Annotated in this window: 14 protein-coding genes; 4 read left to right on the top strand and 10 right to left on the bottom strand. The window is 71.3% G+C overall.

The features are described 5' to 3' along the window. Positions 1–9: 9 nt before the first annotated feature. Together ABIC61_RS04770 and ABIC61_RS04775 are read right to left on the bottom strand one after the other, a co-directional pair. Positions 10–1,386, bottom strand: coding sequence for an NAD-dependent succinate-semialdehyde dehydrogenase (locus tag ABIC61_RS04770; RefSeq protein ID WP_354028984.1), 1,377 nt, complete (start codon positions 1,384–1,386; stop codon positions 10–12). After that, entirely contained in the window at positions 1,383–2,810 is a 1,428-nt protein-coding gene (locus tag ABIC61_RS04775) for an APC family permease (RefSeq protein ID WP_354028985.1), read from the bottom strand. The genes ABIC61_RS04770 and ABIC61_RS04775 overlap by 4 nt, the downstream gene beginning before the upstream one ends. Positions 2,811–3,140: 330 nt before the next feature. Here ABIC61_RS04775 and ABIC61_RS04780 point away from each other — a divergent pair, with 330 nt between their 5' ends. After that, positions 3,141–4,262: an alpha/beta hydrolase gene (locus ABIC61_RS04780; protein ID WP_354028986.1), complete on the top strand. Its 1,122-nt coding sequence runs from the start codon at positions 3,141–3,143 to the stop codon at positions 4,260–4,262. Here the strand turns inward: ABIC61_RS04780 and ABIC61_RS04785 are convergent, their stop codons facing one another. From ABIC61_RS04785 to ABIC61_RS04800, 4 genes are all read right to left on the bottom strand, one after another. Further along, entirely contained in the window at positions 4,263–5,276 is a 1,014-nt protein-coding gene (locus tag ABIC61_RS04785; RefSeq protein ID WP_354028987.1) for an agmatine deiminase family protein, read from the bottom strand. Continuing rightward, the gene (locus ABIC61_RS04790) at positions 5,273–6,274 is read right to left on the bottom strand and encodes a nitrilase-related carbon-nitrogen hydrolase (RefSeq protein WP_354028988.1); all 1,002 of its coding nucleotides are present in this window, start codon (positions 6,272–6,274) and stop codon (positions 5,273–5,275) included. Before ABIC61_RS04790 ends, ABIC61_RS04785 begins: the two co-directional genes overlap by 4 nt. Positions 6,275–6,596: 322 nt before the next feature. Further along, complete coding sequence (locus tag ABIC61_RS04795; protein ID WP_354028989.1) at positions 6,597–7,430, bottom strand: glycoside hydrolase family 16 protein; 834 nt, start codon at positions 7,428–7,430, stop codon at positions 6,597–6,599. A gap of 12 nt (positions 7,431–7,442) precedes the next feature. After that, positions 7,443–9,209, bottom strand: coding sequence for a pectate lyase-like domain-containing protein (locus ABIC61_RS04800; RefSeq protein WP_354028990.1), 1,767 nt, complete (start codon positions 9,207–9,209; stop codon positions 7,443–7,445). A gap of 137 nt (positions 9,210–9,346) precedes the next feature. Here ABIC61_RS04800 and ABIC61_RS04805 point away from each other — a divergent pair, with 137 nt between their 5' ends. The 3 genes from ABIC61_RS04805 to ABIC61_RS04820 all read left to right on the top strand — a co-directional run bounded on the left by ABIC61_RS04805 (position 9,347) and on the right by ABIC61_RS04820 (position 10,933). Next, positions 9,347–9,787, top strand: coding sequence for a VOC family protein (locus ABIC61_RS04805; protein ID WP_354028991.1), 441 nt, complete (start codon positions 9,347–9,349; stop codon positions 9,785–9,787). A gap of 89 nt (positions 9,788–9,876) precedes the next feature. Continuing rightward, on the top strand, positions 9,877–10,695 hold the full coding sequence (locus ABIC61_RS04810) for an SDR family oxidoreductase (protein ID WP_354028992.1): 819 nt from the start codon (positions 9,877–9,879) through the stop codon (positions 10,693–10,695). 115 nt (positions 10,696–10,810) lie between these two features. Beyond that, the gene (locus tag ABIC61_RS04820; protein ID WP_354028993.1) at positions 10,811–10,933 is read left to right on the top strand and encodes a hypothetical protein; all 123 of its coding nucleotides are present in this window, start codon (positions 10,811–10,813) and stop codon (positions 10,931–10,933) included. Here ABIC61_RS04820 and ABIC61_RS04825 read toward each other — a convergent pair. The 4 genes from ABIC61_RS04825 to ABIC61_RS04840 are packed head-to-tail and all read right to left on the bottom strand — an operon-like array spanning position 10,926 to position 15,640. Continuing rightward, positions 10,926–11,579, bottom strand: coding sequence for a DUF1345 domain-containing protein (locus ABIC61_RS04825; RefSeq protein WP_354028994.1), 654 nt, complete (start codon positions 11,577–11,579; stop codon positions 10,926–10,928). The genes ABIC61_RS04820 and ABIC61_RS04825 overlap by 8 nt on opposite strands. 46 nt (positions 11,580–11,625) lie before the next feature. Continuing rightward, entirely contained in the window at positions 11,626–12,942 is a 1,317-nt protein-coding gene (locus tag ABIC61_RS04830) for a flavin monoamine oxidase family protein (RefSeq protein WP_354028995.1), read from the bottom strand. Then, complete coding sequence (locus ABIC61_RS04835) at positions 12,942–14,306, bottom strand: NAD(P)/FAD-dependent oxidoreductase (RefSeq protein WP_354028996.1); 1,365 nt, start codon at positions 14,304–14,306, stop codon at positions 12,942–12,944. Before ABIC61_RS04835 ends, ABIC61_RS04830 begins: the two co-directional genes overlap by 1 nt. A gap of 2 nt (positions 14,307–14,308) precedes the next feature. After that, positions 14,309–15,640 (bottom strand): aspartate aminotransferase family protein, encoded by a 1,332-nt coding sequence (locus ABIC61_RS04840; RefSeq protein ID WP_440130712.1) that lies wholly within the window; start codon positions 15,638–15,640, stop codon positions 14,309–14,311. Positions 15,641–15,690 lie beyond the last annotated feature (50 nt).

Genomic DNA, 15,690 nt, shown 5'->3' on the forward strand with positions numbered 1-15,690 from the left:
GACTGCCCGTCAGCCGATGCGGATCAGCTTCTTGTTGACGAACTCGTCGGCCCCCAGGGGGCCGAGCTCCCGGCCGAAGCCGCTCGCCTTGACCCCGCCGAACGGGAGCTCCGGGCTGTCCGCGCCGACGATGTTCACGTAGACCATGCCGGCCTCGATCCGGTCCGCGACCCGGAGCGCCTGCTCGGCATCGGTCGTGAACAGGTACGAGCCGAGGCCGTACGGGGTGTCGTTCGCGATCGTGATCGCGGCGTCCTCGTCCTCGACGCGGTAGACGGCGGCGACCGGACCGAAGAACTCCTCGCGGTAGGCGTCGTTGTCGGGTGTGACGCCGGTCAGGACGGTCGGCGTGAACGCGTTGCCCTGGCGCTCGCCGCCGGTGACGACGGTCGCACCCTGGGCGCGGGCGTTCTCCAACTGCTCGGCGAGGCGGTCGGCGGCGGCCGGAGAGGACAGCGGGCCGAGCTCGGCGCCGGGCGTCGTCGGGTCGGTCGGCGCGACCGCGGCCATCGCCTCGGTGAACTTCGCCAGGAAGTCGTCGTACAGGTGGTCGGCGACGAGGAACCGCTTCGCGGCGTTGCAGACCTGGCCGTTGCCCTCGAGGCGGGTGGCCACGGCGGACTCGACCACGGCGTCGAGGTCGTCGGTCGACAGCAGGATGAAGGGGTCGGAACCGCCGAGCTCGAGCACGACCTTCGTCAGGTTCCGGCCGGCGATCTCGGCGACCGCGGCACCGGCCCTGGCGGAGCCGGTGAGCGAGACGCCCTGGACGCGCGGGTCGGCGATGACGTCGGCGGCCTGGTCGTTCGTCGCGAAGACGTTCGTGTAGGCACCCTCGGGGAAGCCGGCGTCGTGGAAGATCCGCTCGATGGCCAGGGCCGACTCGGGGCACTGCGGGGCGTGCTTCAGCAGGACGGTGTTGCCGAGGAGCAGGTTCGGGCCGGCGAACCGGGCGATCTGGTACGCGGGGAAGTTCCACGGCATGATGCCGAGCAGCACGCCGATCGAGGACTTCCGGATGAACGCGCTGCCCTCGCTGCCCGGTGCGAGGGTGATGGGCTCGTCCGCCAGGAACTCCGACGCGTGGTCGGCGTAGTAGTCGTAGATGTCGGCGCAGAAGTCGACCTCGCCGACCGCCTGGTCGATCGGCTTCGCCATCTCGCGCACGATCGTCGCGGCGAGGTCGTCGCGACGCTCCCGGTACAGCTCGGCGACGCGGTGCAGGAGCGCTGCCCGGTCGGCGACGGTGCTGCGGTCGGCGCGGTGGGCCCGGTCCGCGGTGTCGATCGCCGCGCGGAGCTCGTCGTCGGTGATCGTGGGGAAGGTGGTGAGCACCTCGCCGGTCGTCGGGTCGGTGACGGCGTAGACGGTGGCGGTGTCGGTCATCGTGTCTCCTGTGCGTGCTGGTCGGTCAGCTGCTTGTTGACGCCCGTGACGGGCTGGTTCTCGTCGAAGCCCTTCGGCTGGATCCGGAACCCCTTCGTGATGACGAGCAGGTACACGAAGCCGATCGCGGCCCAGACCCCGCCGGCGATCAGCGCGTCGGCGTGCAGCTGAGACCAGAGAACACCGGTGAGCAGCATCGCGACGCCGGGCAGCACGATGTACGTGAAGCGGTCGCGGGCGGAGTGGCGTCGGCCCTCGCGCCAGGCGAAGTGCACGATCACCGTCAGGTTGACGAACGTGAACGCGATGAGGGCGCCGAAGTTGATGTACGACGAGATCGTGTCGAGCGAGAACGTCATCGCGAGCAGCGTGACCGCACCGACGACGATCACGTTGAGGATCGGGGTCCTGGTGCGCGGGCTGACGTAGCCGAAGACCTTCTTCGGCAGCACGTTGTTCCGACCCATCACGAGCAGCATGCGGGCGACGCTCGCGTGCGAGGCCAGGCCGGACGCCAGGGCGGCGACGAACCCGGCGGCGACGAGGATCGCCTGGAAGACCTTGCCGCCGACCAGCAGGCCGATCTGGGGGAGCGGGTCGTCGGTGAACTCGCCGAAGGGGGCGTTCGTCGGGAACCGCAGCTGCGCGAAGTACGCCGAGACCAGGAAGATCAGGCCGCCGATGAGGACGGTCAGCAGGATCGCCTTCGGCATGATCCGGACGCTCTTCGCCTCCTCCGTGTACATCGTGACGGCGTCGAAGCCGATGAACGAGAAGCACACGACGGTCGCCCCGGTCAGCAGGGCCGACATCGTGACGCCGTCGTGCACGAACGGCTCCGCGCTGACGATCGTGCCTGCGCCGGCGCCGCGGACGAGCTCGATCACGGCGAAGACCACGAACGCGATCATCGCGAGGATCGCCCCGATGAGCAGCACCATGTTGAGGTTCGAGGTGCCCCGCATGGACAGGCAGATGACCGTCGTGACGAACAGCGTGTAGACCACCACCGTCACCCAGGCGGGCAGTGCCGGGAACACCTGCTCGAGGTAGAGCCGGATGATGAGCGCGTTCACCATCGGCAGCAGCAGGTAGTCGAGGAGCGAGGCCCAGCCGACCATGAAGCCGGCGTTCGGGTGGATCGACTCCCGCACGTACGTGTACGCGGACCCGGCCGCCGGGTAGACGCGGACCATCTTCCCGTAGCTGACCGCGGTGAGCAGCATGATGACGAGGGCGATGAGGTAGGCACTCGGGACGGCACCGTCGGTCTGGCCGGACACGATGCCGAACGTGTCGAACACCACGGTCGGGGTCATGTAGCCGAGCCCGAGGCCGACGATCGAGGCGAGGCCCAAGCTGCGTTGGAGCGACCCGCCGCGCGACGGTGGGGCCGGGGCGGTGACCGCGGTGGGTGATGCCATGGGAGTTCCCTCCTGCCCGCGGACTGCGCTGCGGGGCCGGGGTCCGCGCGGCGGTGCGTGGACCGTGTCGGGTGGACCGGTTCGCCGACGATACCGAGCGGAACGACCCGGTCCGACCCGCCACGGAGTCCATCGTTCGACCGGTTGCTGTACGCCGTGTCGATTGCCTGAGCGTGAACGGTGGGGCGGCTGGAGGTGTCCCCGAGAACACTCAGCCCGTGCTCCCGTCCCGTGGTCCGTTTCCCGGCGGGCTTCCCTACGATCGGCCCGTCACGACCGACGTCGTGGCGGAGGACGGGCCCTGGCGCCCGCGACGGACGAGGACGACCCATGGCACGGACACCACGAGCAGGACGGGCCCGCGGCGTCGCCGTCGGCCTGGTGGTGGGGATCGTCCTCGGAGCCCTCGGCGGCTGGGGCGTCGCCAGTGCCGTCGGCGGCGACGATCCCGTCGGCGCGCGTTCCGCCGCCTCGGCGACACCGCGATCGGTGACCCCGACCGGTACGAGGACCGCGACCGTCACGCCGACACCTGCGCCGGTGTCGACCGCCGGCATCCCCGCGGCGGAGGCACCCGGCGGCACCCGGGCCCCGGCCGACCTGGACCTGGCCACCACGTGGACGGCGCCCACCGACCAGCCCGAGCAGGGCCGCCTGCTGCGGGTGACGATCCCGGCGACGCGCTCGCACTTCACCGCCCGGCAGGCGCTGCTCTACCTGCCGCCCGCTGCACTGACCCCCGATCCGCCGTTCCTGCCCGTGGACGTGCTGCTGTCCGGGCAGTCGCGGGGTGCGGGCCCGGACGACGTGCAGAACGCCGGCCACATCGAACAGACGATGGACGCGCTCGCCACCGTCGACCGCGGCCTCACCCCGATCGTCGTCGTGCCCGACCAGCTCGGTCCGCAGTCGGCCAACCCGATGTGCGTCGACGGCCGCCTCGGCAACAGCCGGACCTACCTCACCGACGACGTCCCGGCGTGGGTCACGAGCCACCTCAAGGTGCAGACCGCGGCGTCGGCCTGGACCATCGGCGGGTTCTCACAGGGCGGCACCTGCGCGATCCAGCTCGGCGCCGGCGACCCCGCCCGGTTCGGCAACCTCATCGACGTCTCGGGTGAGCGTGGCCCCTCGCTCGGGACCGAGGCGAAGACGATCGCCGAGGGGTTCGCCGGGAACCGTGCCGCCTGGGCCGCGGCGCAACCCGCGGCGCTCCTCCGTGCCGGTGCACTGTTCCGGGCCACGAACGCCTTCTTCGCCGCCGGGGCCCAGGACGCCGCCTACGGACCGGTGATGCCGGTGATGGCGCAGGCCGCGCGGGCCGCGGGCATGCACGTCACCACCTGGGCCGTGCCCGGTGGCCGCCACAACTGGACCACCGCCCGAGCGGCGCTCGCCGCGGGACTCGACTGGCTGCAGCCGCGGATCGGGCTCGCGCCGTCCGGGACCTGATCACCCGGCGGGCTGCTGCTGGGTGATGCAGTGCAGCCCGCCGCCGCGGGCGAAGACCTCGCGGGCGTCCACCTTGCGGACCTCGCGCCCCGGGTACACCTCCGCGAGGATCCCGCGAGCCCGGTCGTCCGCCACCGGTTCCCCGAACCCGCACGCGATGACGGCACCGTTCACCACGACGTGGTTGACGTAGTTCCAGTCCACCGGGCCGTCGCCGTCGGTCAGTGTCGCCGGGGCCGGCAGCTCGACGACCGTCCGGTCCGTGGCCTCCTCGACGGCGCGGCGGATGATCGGCATCACGAGGTGGTCCGGGTGCCCGGGGTCCGGCTGCGCGTGCAGCAGGAGCGTGTCGGTCTCCGCGGCGAACGCGGCGACCATGTCGACGTGCCCGCGCGTGCCGAGGCCGTCGTAGTCGCGGGTCAGACCGCGGGGCAGCCACACCACGTCGGTGGCGCCGATCGTGCGGGCGAGCTCCTCCTCGACACGGGCGCGGTCGGCGTACGGGTTGCGCCGGGGGTCCAGCTGCACCGTCTCCGTGACGAGCACGGTGCCCCGGCCGTCGACGTGGATCGCCCCGCCCTCGTTCACGAGCAGCGACGGGATCCGTCGCACCCCGGCGGCCTGTGCGACGGTCGCCGCGATCTCGGCGTCGCGGGTCCAGGTCGACCAGGCGTTCGCTCCCCAGCCGTTGAACACCCAGTCGACGGCGCCGCGCTCGCCGGTCGCGTCGTCGACCACGAAGGTCGGGCCGATGTCGCGCATCCAGAAGTCGTCGAGCGGAGCCTCGAGGACGTCGACCGCGCCCGCGAGCAGGCGGTCGGCGTCCGCACGGGCCACTGGGTCGACGACGACGGTCACCGGCTGGTACTCGCTGATGGTGTTCGCCGTCGTGGCCCACGCGACCCGGGCCGCCTCGGCGCTCACCGGGTCGTCGCCGAGGGTCGCGCCGGGTCGCGGGAACGCCATCCAGGTCCGTTCCTGCGGTGCCGTCTCCGCCGGCATCCGCCAGGTCACGACCGCACCGCCAAGGAGGCACGGATCGCCTCGCGCGCGCCGTGGCCGTCGCGGACGGGGTCGACCTCCTGCACCAGGCCGCCGTACAGGTCGGGTCGCCGGGTCAGGTAGAAGGGGAAGAGCCGGAGCCACTCGACGCGAGCGTCGAGGTCGAGGTCCGCGACGAGCACCGCGTCGGCATCCCGCGGTGCCTCGACGAGCACGCGGCCGAACGGGTCGGAGATGAACGAGGAACCGTAGAAGGTGATGTCGCCCTCGTCGCCCCAGCGGTTCGGCACGACCATGAACTGCCCGGCCGTGATGCCGTTCGCCACGATCACCTGCCGCCAGATCGGCGCGGTGTCGAACGCCGGGAAGGTCGGTTCGGAGCCGATGGCCGTCGGGTACGCCAGCACCTCCGACCCGGCGAGCCCGTAGGACCGCGCGACCTCGGGGAACCACTCGTCCCAGCACGTCGGCAGGCCGAGCCGGAGGCCTGCGGCGTCGTGCACCGGGAACGGGTCGGCGTCCGCGCCCGGGCGGAAGTACGTGTCCTCGTAGTAGCCGGCGCTGATCGGGATGTGCGTCTTCCGGGTCCGGCCGACCAGGGTGCCGTCGGGTGCGACGAGGATCGCGGTGTTGTAGCCGCGCGGGTCGTCCGGCTGGTCGTCCTCGGCGGGGCGCTCGTACAGCGAGGCGTGCACGACCAGACCGTGCTCCGCGGCCTGCCGGCGGGCGAAGGTGATCGTCGGGCCGTCGAGGAGGGACTCGGCGCGGTCCTTCGGGACTCCGTCCGCGGGGGTGTCGCCGGGGTAGCGAGAGAGCGTGAGCTCCTGGAGGAAGACCGCTGCGGCACCCTCGGATGCTGCTGCGGCGATGCCGTCGGCGAGTCGGCGCTGGTGCGCGACGGGGTCCTCGAGCCAGCGGGCCTGCACGAGTGCGACCCGTGCAGACCGCCGTGGCGTGCCGGTGTCCTCGCGCAGTGGTGACGGGTGCGGCGTGCCGGTGATGACGTCCATGACGCCATTGTTGATCACATGATCAACGGACGCAAGGCCCCTTCGCTCGCTGGGATGTCAGTCTTATGGCGACAGGTCCGTGTCGCCGCCGGGACGGGGCCCGGACGACAAGCGAAGCCCACCACTGCTCCAACAGTGATGGGCTTCGCTTTGTCCTCCGAGTGGAGAACCCGCTCTCCGAGCGAGTTGCATCCCTCGGCCCGCACTGATCGTGTCCGTCGGCGTTGACACGAAGGTGGTCCGATGTCGAACGACAACGAACCGTCGCGGCCGACCGGCGCCGTGGCTGGGGATCGCGAGCTTGCCCGTCGGGCGGCCGGCCTCAGGAGTTGTCGATCACCCGGACGTAGTCGACCTTCATCTGCTGCGGCAACGGCGTCGAGCCGTCCGGGGACCCCGGCCAGTCGCCGCCGACCGCCACGTTCAGCACGATGAAGAACGGCTTGTCGAACACCCACGGGTGGCCGTTCGTGTCCGCAGGGGTGACGGTCTCGTACGCGACACCGTCGACCGACCACGTGATCGAACCGGGCTTCCAGTCCACCGCGAACGTGTGGAAGGTGTCCGCGAACGACCAGCCCTGCGGGTGCTGGTAGCTCGCCGTGATGCCCTGCCCGCCGGAGTACCCCGGGCCGTGGACGGTACCGTGCACGGTCGCGGGCTCGTACCCGACGTTCTCCATGACGTCGACCTCGCCGGAGCCGGGCCACCCGACCTGCGGCAGGTCGGACCCCAGCATCCAGAACGCGGGCCAGATGCCCTGCCCGCGCGGGATCTGGATGCGAGCCTCGACCCGGCCGTACCGCGGGGTGTACTTCCCCTGCGTCGAGAGTCGTGCGCTGGTGTACGAGCCGTCGGCCTCCCGCTTCGCGGTGATGACGAGGTTGCCCTGGCCGTCGAGCGCCGAGTTGTCGCGCGAGTCGGTGTACGTCTCGAGCTCGTCGTTGCCCCAGCCGCCCCCGCCGGTCTCGTTCGTCCAGACCGAGCGGTCGGGTGCGCTCCCGGCTGTGCCGTCGAAGTCCTGCGACCAGATCACGTCACCGTTCGCGGCGTTCGCGGCGGTGCCGGCGGTCAGCGTCGGCGTGACGCCGAGCACGACCGCTGCCGCCCCGGCGACCAGGAGCGCGGCGGCTCGTTGCTTCCTGCTGGTGGTCATCGTCGATCCTCCTCAGTTGTAGGACGCCAAGCGGTTCGGTGCCGTGTTGCCCGCGGACGTCGGGACGGACCCGCCGACGCCGTTGATCACGCTCGAGATCGTGCCCGTGTCCCCGAGCGACACCGTCACGAGCCCGTGTGCTCGGATGCCCGAGCCGGTCGGGGTCTCGAACGCGCGGTCGGCATGGACTGCCGGGTTCGTGTTGAAGAAGCAGTAGACGCCGCCACCCCAGATCTCGTGGCTGGTGACGTTCGCCGCGACCTTGTACGCGGCGTACCCGGCGCCGGTCGGGCTCTGCCACGAGGCGTTGTCCGGCACGTCGTACGGCATCTCGTTCTGGAAGAAGACCGTCCTGCCACGGTTGCCGTTCCAGAGCACCTCGTACCGCTGGTAGTGCTCGACGAACAGGCCGGTCGCGAGCACGTCGTCACCGTTCACCTCGACACCCGTCGCGCCGGTGTTGACGTTCCAGCCGGTCGCGGCGCCGCCGTGGTCGGCGCGCCAGGCCCAGATGTGGTCGACGAGCGTGTCGTCCGCGTTCACCTGCAGGGTGGTCGTCGCCTTGCCCTGGATGCTCGACCCGACGCGGAAGAACACGTCCTGGATGCTCTGCGGGTCGGCGGCGTGGTCGACGTGCGAGCCACTCGTCCCCAGTCGGACGAGCTGTGCGCTGTTCTGCGATCCGGCGTCGACGACGAGGTTCGAGAGGTTCACCCCGGCGACGTCGGTCGAGGTCAGCACCGCGTTGCCCTTCGTCGGCACGAGGGTCGGGAACCCGATGCCCGTCACGACGGTGTCGGCCCGGGTGACGGCGATCGGCGCGTCGAGCTGGTAGGTGCCCGGCGTGAAGAACAGGTTCAGCCCCTGCGTGAGCGCGCTGTTGATCGTCGCTGCGGAGTCCCCGGGGTGCGCGACGTAGAAGTTGCGCATCGGGATGTCGGTGCCGGCGGTGTTCGGCCAGGTCACCCCGGACGAGTTCTGCCGGAGGGACGGGACGAACACGTGGTACTTGTTCGACGAGTCGACGTACAGGTACGGCTTCTCACGGGTGGTCGGGGTCGTCGCCAGGGTCGTGTAGCTCTTCGAGAAGTCGTTCGCCGGTGCGCCCTGCACGCCCGAGAACGTCATGTTCCAGTTGCCGCCCTGCCACGCGCCGAGCGACGAGTTCCGGGTGTACCACTGCTGCTGCGACCCGCTCGTGACGGTGCCGTCGACCTTGGAGTCCGCGATGTACCCGCCGGACGAGTAGCCCTGGCCGCCGTCCTGGTTCGAGGGGCCCATGGTCAGGTTGCCCTTGACGTGCACCCGCCGCATCGGTGCAGCCTGGGAGACGGCCCACCGGTCGGTGCCGCCCTCCGGGACGATGGCGAGGTTCTCCACGGACCGCCAGAAGTTCTGCGTCGCGTTCTTCTCGTCGCCGGCGTTCCACCCGGAATCGACGTTGACCGCCCCGTTGATCGTGACGGCGTCCGGGTTCTTCCCCAGCCCCTGGAGGGCCGTGTAGAAGCCGAGGTTCGCCCAGACGCGGCCGTAGCTGCCGGGCTTGAACAGGAAGGCGTACCGCTGGGACCCGAACTGCGCGGTGGTGCTCCGGAGCTGCGAGTTGAACGCCGCGTCCACGTCGGCCTGGATGGTCGACGCGGGCACCGAGGGGTCGTAGACCTTGACGTTGCTCCCGAAGTCCGGGGTGTCGCTCGTGGTCACCGCCTGGGCCGCGATCGTCGGGATCGTGGCACCCACGATCCCGAGGCTCACCGCCACCACGAGGAGCTTGGTCATCCGTCGTTGCATGATGCTCGATTCGTCGTCGTGCGGCGCCGTTGCCGCACGAGGACCGACGGTAGACCTGTTCGCACGCTCAGACAGTCGGTCGAACTGCCCACGGCGGCGTCCCCCGACAGGTGTTGTGTGGGGGGATGCGCGAACCCATCCTCAGGCCGCTCGGCTTCTCGCACGTGCGGCTCACCGTCACCGACATCCGGCGGAGCAAGGCGTTCTACGAACAGCTGTTCGGCATGCCTCCCGGCAGTGACTTCAGCGACCAGATCGACGACCCGACGATCCACGACGACCCGTGGCGCACCTTCGGTGGCTGCTCGTTCACGTTCGGTGGCCAGACGCTCGGGCTCCGGCCGGTGGCACCCACCGACGACCGCTTCGACCCGGACCGCGTCGGCCTCGACCACGTCAGCTTCCGGGTCGCCTCCGTCGACGACCTGCACGCTGCGGTCGAGCGGCTGGACGCCGCGGGCATCGAGCACGGCGAGGTCACGGACCTCCCGCCGTTCGGTCTCGTGATCCTGTCCGTCCAAGACCCGGACGACGTCAACCTGGAGTTCGCGGCGCCCCGCCCCTGACTGTCCGGTCGGCGCACGCGTCCCCCGTGGTCCGAGCGGGTTCCATCGGTCCGGGCGTTGTCTGGTCCCGTCGATCACGAGGAGGACACATGAGCAAGACCTGGTTCATCACCGGCGCGTCGAAGGGCTTCGGTCGTGAGTGGGCGGAAGCCGCCCTGGAACGCGGCGACTCCGTCGCCGGCACGGCACGCAACCCCGACGACGTGCAGGCACTCGTCGACCGGTACCCCGACACCTTCCTCGGGCTGCAGCTCGACGTCACGGACCGCGCGGCGGACTTCGCGGCCGTCCAGCGCGCGGCCGAGCACTTCGGCTCGCTGGACGTGGTCGTGAACAACGCGGGCTACGGCCACTTCGGCATGGTCGAGGAGCTCACGGAGGACGAGGTCCGGGCGCAGCTCGAGACGAACCTGTTCGGCGCACTCTGGGTGACCCAGGCCGCGCTGCCGCTCATGCGCGAGCAGGGGTCGGGGCACATCGTCCAGGTCTCCAGCATCGGCGGCATCAGCGCGTTCCCGACCGTCGGTGCCTACCACGCGTCGAAGTGGGCGCTCGAGGGGCTCTCACAGTCCCTCGCGCAGGAGGTCGCCGGCTTCGGCATCCACGTGACCCTGATCGAGCCGGGCGGGTTCTCGACCGACTGGTCCGGACCGTCATCGAAGAAGAGCGACGAGATCGCCGCCTACGCCGACGTGCGCGAGGCGGCGTCGAAGCGTCCGTCGGCCGCCGATCCCGGCAAGCCCGGGGCGACCCGGTCGGCGATCCTCACGGTGGTCGACGCCGAGGAACCGCCGCTGCGGGTGTTCTTCGGCACGGCGCCGCTGGGCATCGCCGAGCGGGACTACGAGTCGCGTCTGGCGACGTGGCGCGCGTGGCAGTCGGTGTCCGAGGAGGCGCAGGGCTCCTGATCCGCACCGGGCGTGGAGCCGCCGCGCGTCAGCGGAGGTCGGCCCCGATGACGGACAGGAGCCGCAGCCGTTCCGCGCTCGCGCTGCCGGGTTCGGCCGTGTAGACGAGCAGGTTGTGCGAGCCGTCCGGGTCGGTCCGGCGGGGCGCCGGACGGCGTGGGCGCCCGTCCTGCGCGACGAGGACGCCGCGCGGCTCTGGGACGTCTCCGAGGCGCTCGTCGGCCGGACGGTCAGCTGATGATGTTGACCGCGCGCGAGATGACGAGCGCCAGCAGGATGAACCCGCCGATCGACTGGTAGGCCATGATCATCTTCGCCCGGGTCGTCATGGGCATCGTGTCCGTCGGGCTGAACGCCATCATGTTCGTCAGGGCGACGTAGAGGTAGTCGAGGTACGCGGGGCGCCACGCGGCCGTCTTCGGGTCGGTCTCCTGCGGGAACTGGAAGTCGGCCCGGTCGCTCACCCACAGGTCCGGCTGCCGTCGCGCCACGGGACCGCCGCGGTCGAGCTCCCAGTACACGAGGCCGAACGCGATGATGCTGCTCACCCAGACCTGCAGCGCGGTGAGCAGGACCGCCCCGCCGTCCGGGTGGCCGTGCAGGAGCTGGTCGATCGTCCTGACGACGGTGAGCTGGTTCGCGACCGTGAGCAGGACGGCGAGCCCCGTGGACAGCCACCGCGACCACGTCGTCTCGCGGGTCAGCCGCCGCGGGTTGAACACGATGAGCGGGGTGAGGAGCAGGACACCGATGAGCGGGACCACCCAGGACGGGAAGAACAGCACCTCGTCCGGCAGGAGCAGGCTCAGTGCCAGGTTGACGAGCACCGCGACGGCGACGGGCGCGCGGTGCTCGTGCTGCGGTCGGGCTCGCCCAGTGGTCACGCGCCGAGTGTAGAGCGCTGACCGGAGACCGCCGGGTGCGCGGGGATCAGTCGACCAGGTCGGCGACCCCGACGCCCCGTCCGAGCACCCGCCCGGCCGCCCGGAGTCCGGACAGCAGCGCGCCGTGCACCGTCGCCGGGTCGTCGCCCCACGTGGCCTCGCCCGCGAGCTGGACGCGGCCGAACGGCGTGCCGAGCAGGTCGTGGTCGTCCGGTGCGGCTCCGACGTGCAGGTACGAGTACGACCCCTTCGCGAACGGGTCGGCCGCCCACCGGGTGATCCGCACGGCTTCGGGCTCGGGGACGACCGGGCCGAACGCGTGACGCAGGGCAGCGAGGGCCTCGGCGACGATCTCCGCGTCGGGGAGCGTCTCGAGTCGTCGTGCTCCGGCACCCCCGACGAGCGCGGCCAGCACGGGGGCTCCGGTCACGCGGGACATGTCGTACCAGGAGTGCCAGTCGACGCCGGCGGGACCCTGCTGACGGACCACCCAGTCGCCGCCCCAGAACGCCTCGGGGAACCGGAGGAACACCTTGTCGTAGACGCCCATCCCGAGGCGGTCCCGAGCACCGGCGACCGGCTCGGACAACGGGGGGTCGAACGTCACGTCACCGGCCTGCAGGACCCCGAGCGGGACGGTGACGATCGCGTGCGCGGCCGAGACGGTCGACCCGTCCGCCAGTCCCACCGTCACGCCGGAGTCCGTCGACGACACCGACCGCACGACCGAGGACAGCCGGACGTCGAGGCCGGAGGCGAGTGCCGCGGCGTACTGCCCGTACCCGCCGGGGAAGACGACCTCGTCCCCGGCGACGTGTTCTTCCTCGAGCCCGTGCGCGTCGAGGTCGGTGACGGGGGCGCCGCACAGGTCCTCGGAGCGGTGCGCCGCGTACTCCTGCACCCGGTCGGCCCGGGCACCGGACCAGCCGAGGGCCGACACGACGGACGCGACGACCTCGGCGTACGAGGCACCGGGGGCAGCGTCGGCGACGGCGTCCTCGAGGGCGGCGTCGACCGTGTGCAGGTCGGCCGCGAAGGACGCCGCCGCAGCGCCGGACAGCGGTTCGCCCGACGGGTCGTGCCAGGCGATCGGGCGGCCGTCGAACTGGAAGCTGCCGACGGTGAACTCGACGGTCTCGATCCCGAACGACGACGCCAGCGACCACAGCGGGTTGCCCTCGATGCCGTGGATCCACGACGCGCCGAGGTCGACGGGCACGCCCAGCTCGGCGTCCGTCCAGGTGCGCCCGCCGATGCGGTCGCGGGCTTCGAGCACGATGACGGACCGACCGGCGCGTGCCAGTGCCCGGGCAGCGGCGAGACCGGAGACCCCGGCCCCCACGACGACGGTCTCGGCGTCCATCAGTGTCCTCCGGTCAGTGGTGCCATCAGGCGCGCGGCCAGGCTCGGCCGTCCGGTCAGTGCTTCCTCGCGGTCGGCCAGGTCGGTCGCCACGAGACCGGCGTTCGCCCCGAGGAACCGGAGCGGCTCCGGCTCCCAGTCCGGCGACCGGTGGTTCACCCACGGCAGTGCCGTCAGCGGTGACGACCGCCCACGGACGAGGTCGGCGAGGGTCCGCCCGGCCAGGTTCGTCGTCGACAACCCGTCACCCACGTACCCGCCGGCGGTCCCGACGTGTCCGTCCCACGTGACCGAGGCGCACCAGTCGCGCGGGACGCCGAGCGGGCCGCCCCAGGTGTGCGTGACCGGGGCGTCGGCCACCGCGGGGAACAGGTCGACGAGCGCCGAGCGCAGGTGCGCGAAGACCCGCGGTACACGGTCGTACCCGGGTGTGATCGAGGACCCCCAGTGGTAGCGGGCACCCCGGCCGCCGAACGCGAGCCGGTCGTCCGCCGTCCGCTGTCCGTAGACGAGCAGGTGTCGGTAGTCCGAGAATGTCTGCCCGTGCTCCAGGCCGATGCGGTCCCACACCGCGGCCGGCAGCGGCGCGGTCGCGATCATGAGCGAGTACAGCGGCAGGATCCGCCGCCTCGTCTGCGCCAGCTGCGCACCGTACCCCTCGACCGCGATCAGCACGGCCCCGGCCGAGACCGTCCCACGTGAGGTGACCACGCGCCCTGGAGCCCACGACACGGCGGGCGTGTGCTCCGCGATCCGGACGCCCCGTGCCTCCAGGGCGGCCGCCAGGCCACGCACCAGCGCTGCGGGCTGGACGCGCGCGCAGTCCGGGGTCCACGCGACGCCGGCCGAGCCGGCCGCGTCGCCGGGGCGACCGTCGCGGTACGTCATCTCGTCGCCCCACTCGGCGGACGAGTCGACCTCGTGGCGGGCTGCGCGCTCCTGCACGGCGGAACGCGCGTAGAGGACGGTGCCGCCCTTGACGTAGTCGCAGTCGACCTCGGCTTCGGACGCGGCACGTCCGACCTCGTCGACGGTGTCACGCATCGCGGCGCGCAGGGCGAGGGCCGCGTCGCGGCCGTGCTCCTCGGCGATCGAGGCGGCGGAACGTGGGAACAGGGCGGAGCACCAGCCGCCGTTGCGTCCGGAGGCGCCGAACCCCGCGATCTCGCGTTCCACGACGACGATCTGGAGGCGCGGGTCGGCCTGGTGCAGGTACCAGGCGGTCCAGAGACCCGTCAGTCCACCCCCGACGATGCAGACGTCCGCCGTGGTGTCGCCGTCGAGCGACGGCCGGGGCGTCAGGTCGTCGCGTCCGGAGGACACGAGCGCATCGAGCCAGAACGAGACGCCCCGGTAGCCGCCCACGGTCAGATCTTCGTGCCGGCCTCGGACAGGACGCTCCGCAGGATCGAGGTGATCTCGCGGAACTCCGGTTGCCCGATCGTGAGCGGCGGTGCGAGCTGCACGACGGGGTCGCCGCGGTCGTCGGCACGGCAGTACAGCCCCGCGTCGAACAGTGCCTTGGACAGGAACCCGCGCAGCAGGCGCTCCGACTCGTCGTCGTCGAAGGTCGTCTTGGTGGCCTTGTCCTTCACGAGCTCGATGCCGTAGAAGTAGCCGTCGCCGCGGACGTCGCCGACGATGGGCAGGTCGCGCAGGGTGTCGAGTTCCGCCTTGAAGAGCGGGGCGTTCTGCTGCACGTTCTGCAGCAGGCCCTCTTCCTCGAAGATGTCGAGGTTCTCCATCGCCACCGCGGCGGAGACCGGGTGCCCGCCGAACGTGTACCCGTGGTAGAAGGTCGTGTCGCCCTTCGAGAACGGCTCGAACAGCTTGTCGCTGATGATCGTCGCGCCGATGGGGGAGTAGCCCGAGGTCATCGCCTTCGCGCACGTGATCATGTCCGGCACGAAGCCGTAGGTGTCGCACGCGAACATCGTCCCGATGCGGCCGAACGCGCAGATGACCTCGTCGGAGACCAGCAGGACGTCGTACTCGTCGCAGATCTCGCGGACCCGCTGGAAGTACCCGGGCGGCGGGGTGAAGCAGCCGCCGGAGTTCTGGACGGGCTCGAGGAAGACCGCGGCGACGGTGTCGGGGCCCTCGAACTCGATCATCTCGCGGATGCGCTCGGCCGCCCAGAAGCCGAACTCCTCCTCGGTCTCGCCGGCGAAACCCATCTCGGCCGCGCGGTAGTAGTTCGTGTTCGGGACGCGGAAGCCACCGGGTGCCAGCGGCTCGAACATCTGCTTCATCGCCGGGATGCCGGTGATCGCGAGCGCGCCCTGCGGGGTGCCGTGGTACGCCACCGCCCGCGAGATCACCTTGTGCTTCATCGGCTTGCCGCGGAGCTTCCAGTAGTACTTCGCGAGCTTGAACGCGGTCTCGACGGCCTCGCCGCCGCCGGTCGAGAAGAACACCTTGTTGAGGTCGCCCGGCGCGTGGTCGGCCAGGCGGTCCGCGAGCTCGATCGCCGCGGGGTGCGCGTACGACCAGATCGGGAAGAAGGACAGCGTCTCGGCCTGCTTGGCGGCCATCTCGGCCAGGCGCTTCCGGCCGTGCCCGGCGGCGACGACGAACAGGCCGGACAGCCCGTCGATGTAGCCCTTGCCGTGGCTGTCGTAGACGTGGTGGCCCTCGCCGCGGACCATGATCGGCACGTCGGCGCCGGCCTGGTTCGCACCGTGCCGGGCGAAGTGCATCCACAGGTGGTCGCGGGACTTCTGCTGCAGGGCGGCGTCGTCGACCGGGG

This window comes from Curtobacterium sp. 1544 (assembly GCF_040544915.1).
Taxonomy (GTDB): Bacteria; Actinomycetota; Actinomycetes; order Actinomycetales; family Microbacteriaceae; genus Curtobacterium; species Curtobacterium pusillum_C.

Excerpts from the sequence above, each read along its gene's own strand:
- ABIC61_RS04795 (WP_354028989.1), bottom strand. The coding sequence starts at position 7,430 with ATGACCACCAGCAGGAAGCAACGAGCCGCCGCGCTCCTGGTCGCCGGG.
- ABIC61_RS04805 (WP_354028991.1), top strand. The coding sequence starts at position 9,347 with ATGCGCGAACCCATCCTCAGGCCGCTCGGCTTCTCGCACGTGCGGCTC.
- ABIC61_RS04800 (WP_354028990.1), bottom strand. The coding sequence starts at position 9,209 with ATGACCAAGCTCCTCGTGGTGGCGGTGAGCCTCGGGATCGTGGGTGCC.
- ABIC61_RS04790 (WP_354028988.1), bottom strand. The coding sequence starts at position 6,274 with ATGGACGTCATCACCGGCACGCCGCACCCGTCACCACTGCGCGAGGAC.
- ABIC61_RS04780 (WP_354028986.1), top strand. The coding sequence starts at position 3,141 with ATGGCACGGACACCACGAGCAGGACGGGCCCGCGGCGTCGCCGTCGGC.
- ABIC61_RS04770 (WP_354028984.1), bottom strand. The coding sequence starts at position 1,386 with ATGACCGACACCGCCACCGTCTACGCCGTCACCGACCCGACGACCGGC.
- ABIC61_RS04830 (WP_354028995.1), bottom strand. The coding sequence starts at position 12,942 with ATGGACGCCGAGACCGTCGTCGTGGGGGCCGGGGTCTCCGGTCTCGCC.
- ABIC61_RS04810 (WP_354028992.1), top strand. The coding sequence starts at position 9,877 with ATGAGCAAGACCTGGTTCATCACCGGCGCGTCGAAGGGCTTCGGTCGT.
- ABIC61_RS04840 (WP_440130712.1), bottom strand. The coding sequence starts at position 15,640 with ATGCACTTCGCCCGGCACGGTGCGAACCAGGCCGGCGCCGACGTGCCG.
- ABIC61_RS04775 (WP_354028985.1), bottom strand. The coding sequence starts at position 2,810 with ATGGCATCACCCACCGCGGTCACCGCCCCGGCCCCACCGTCGCGCGGC.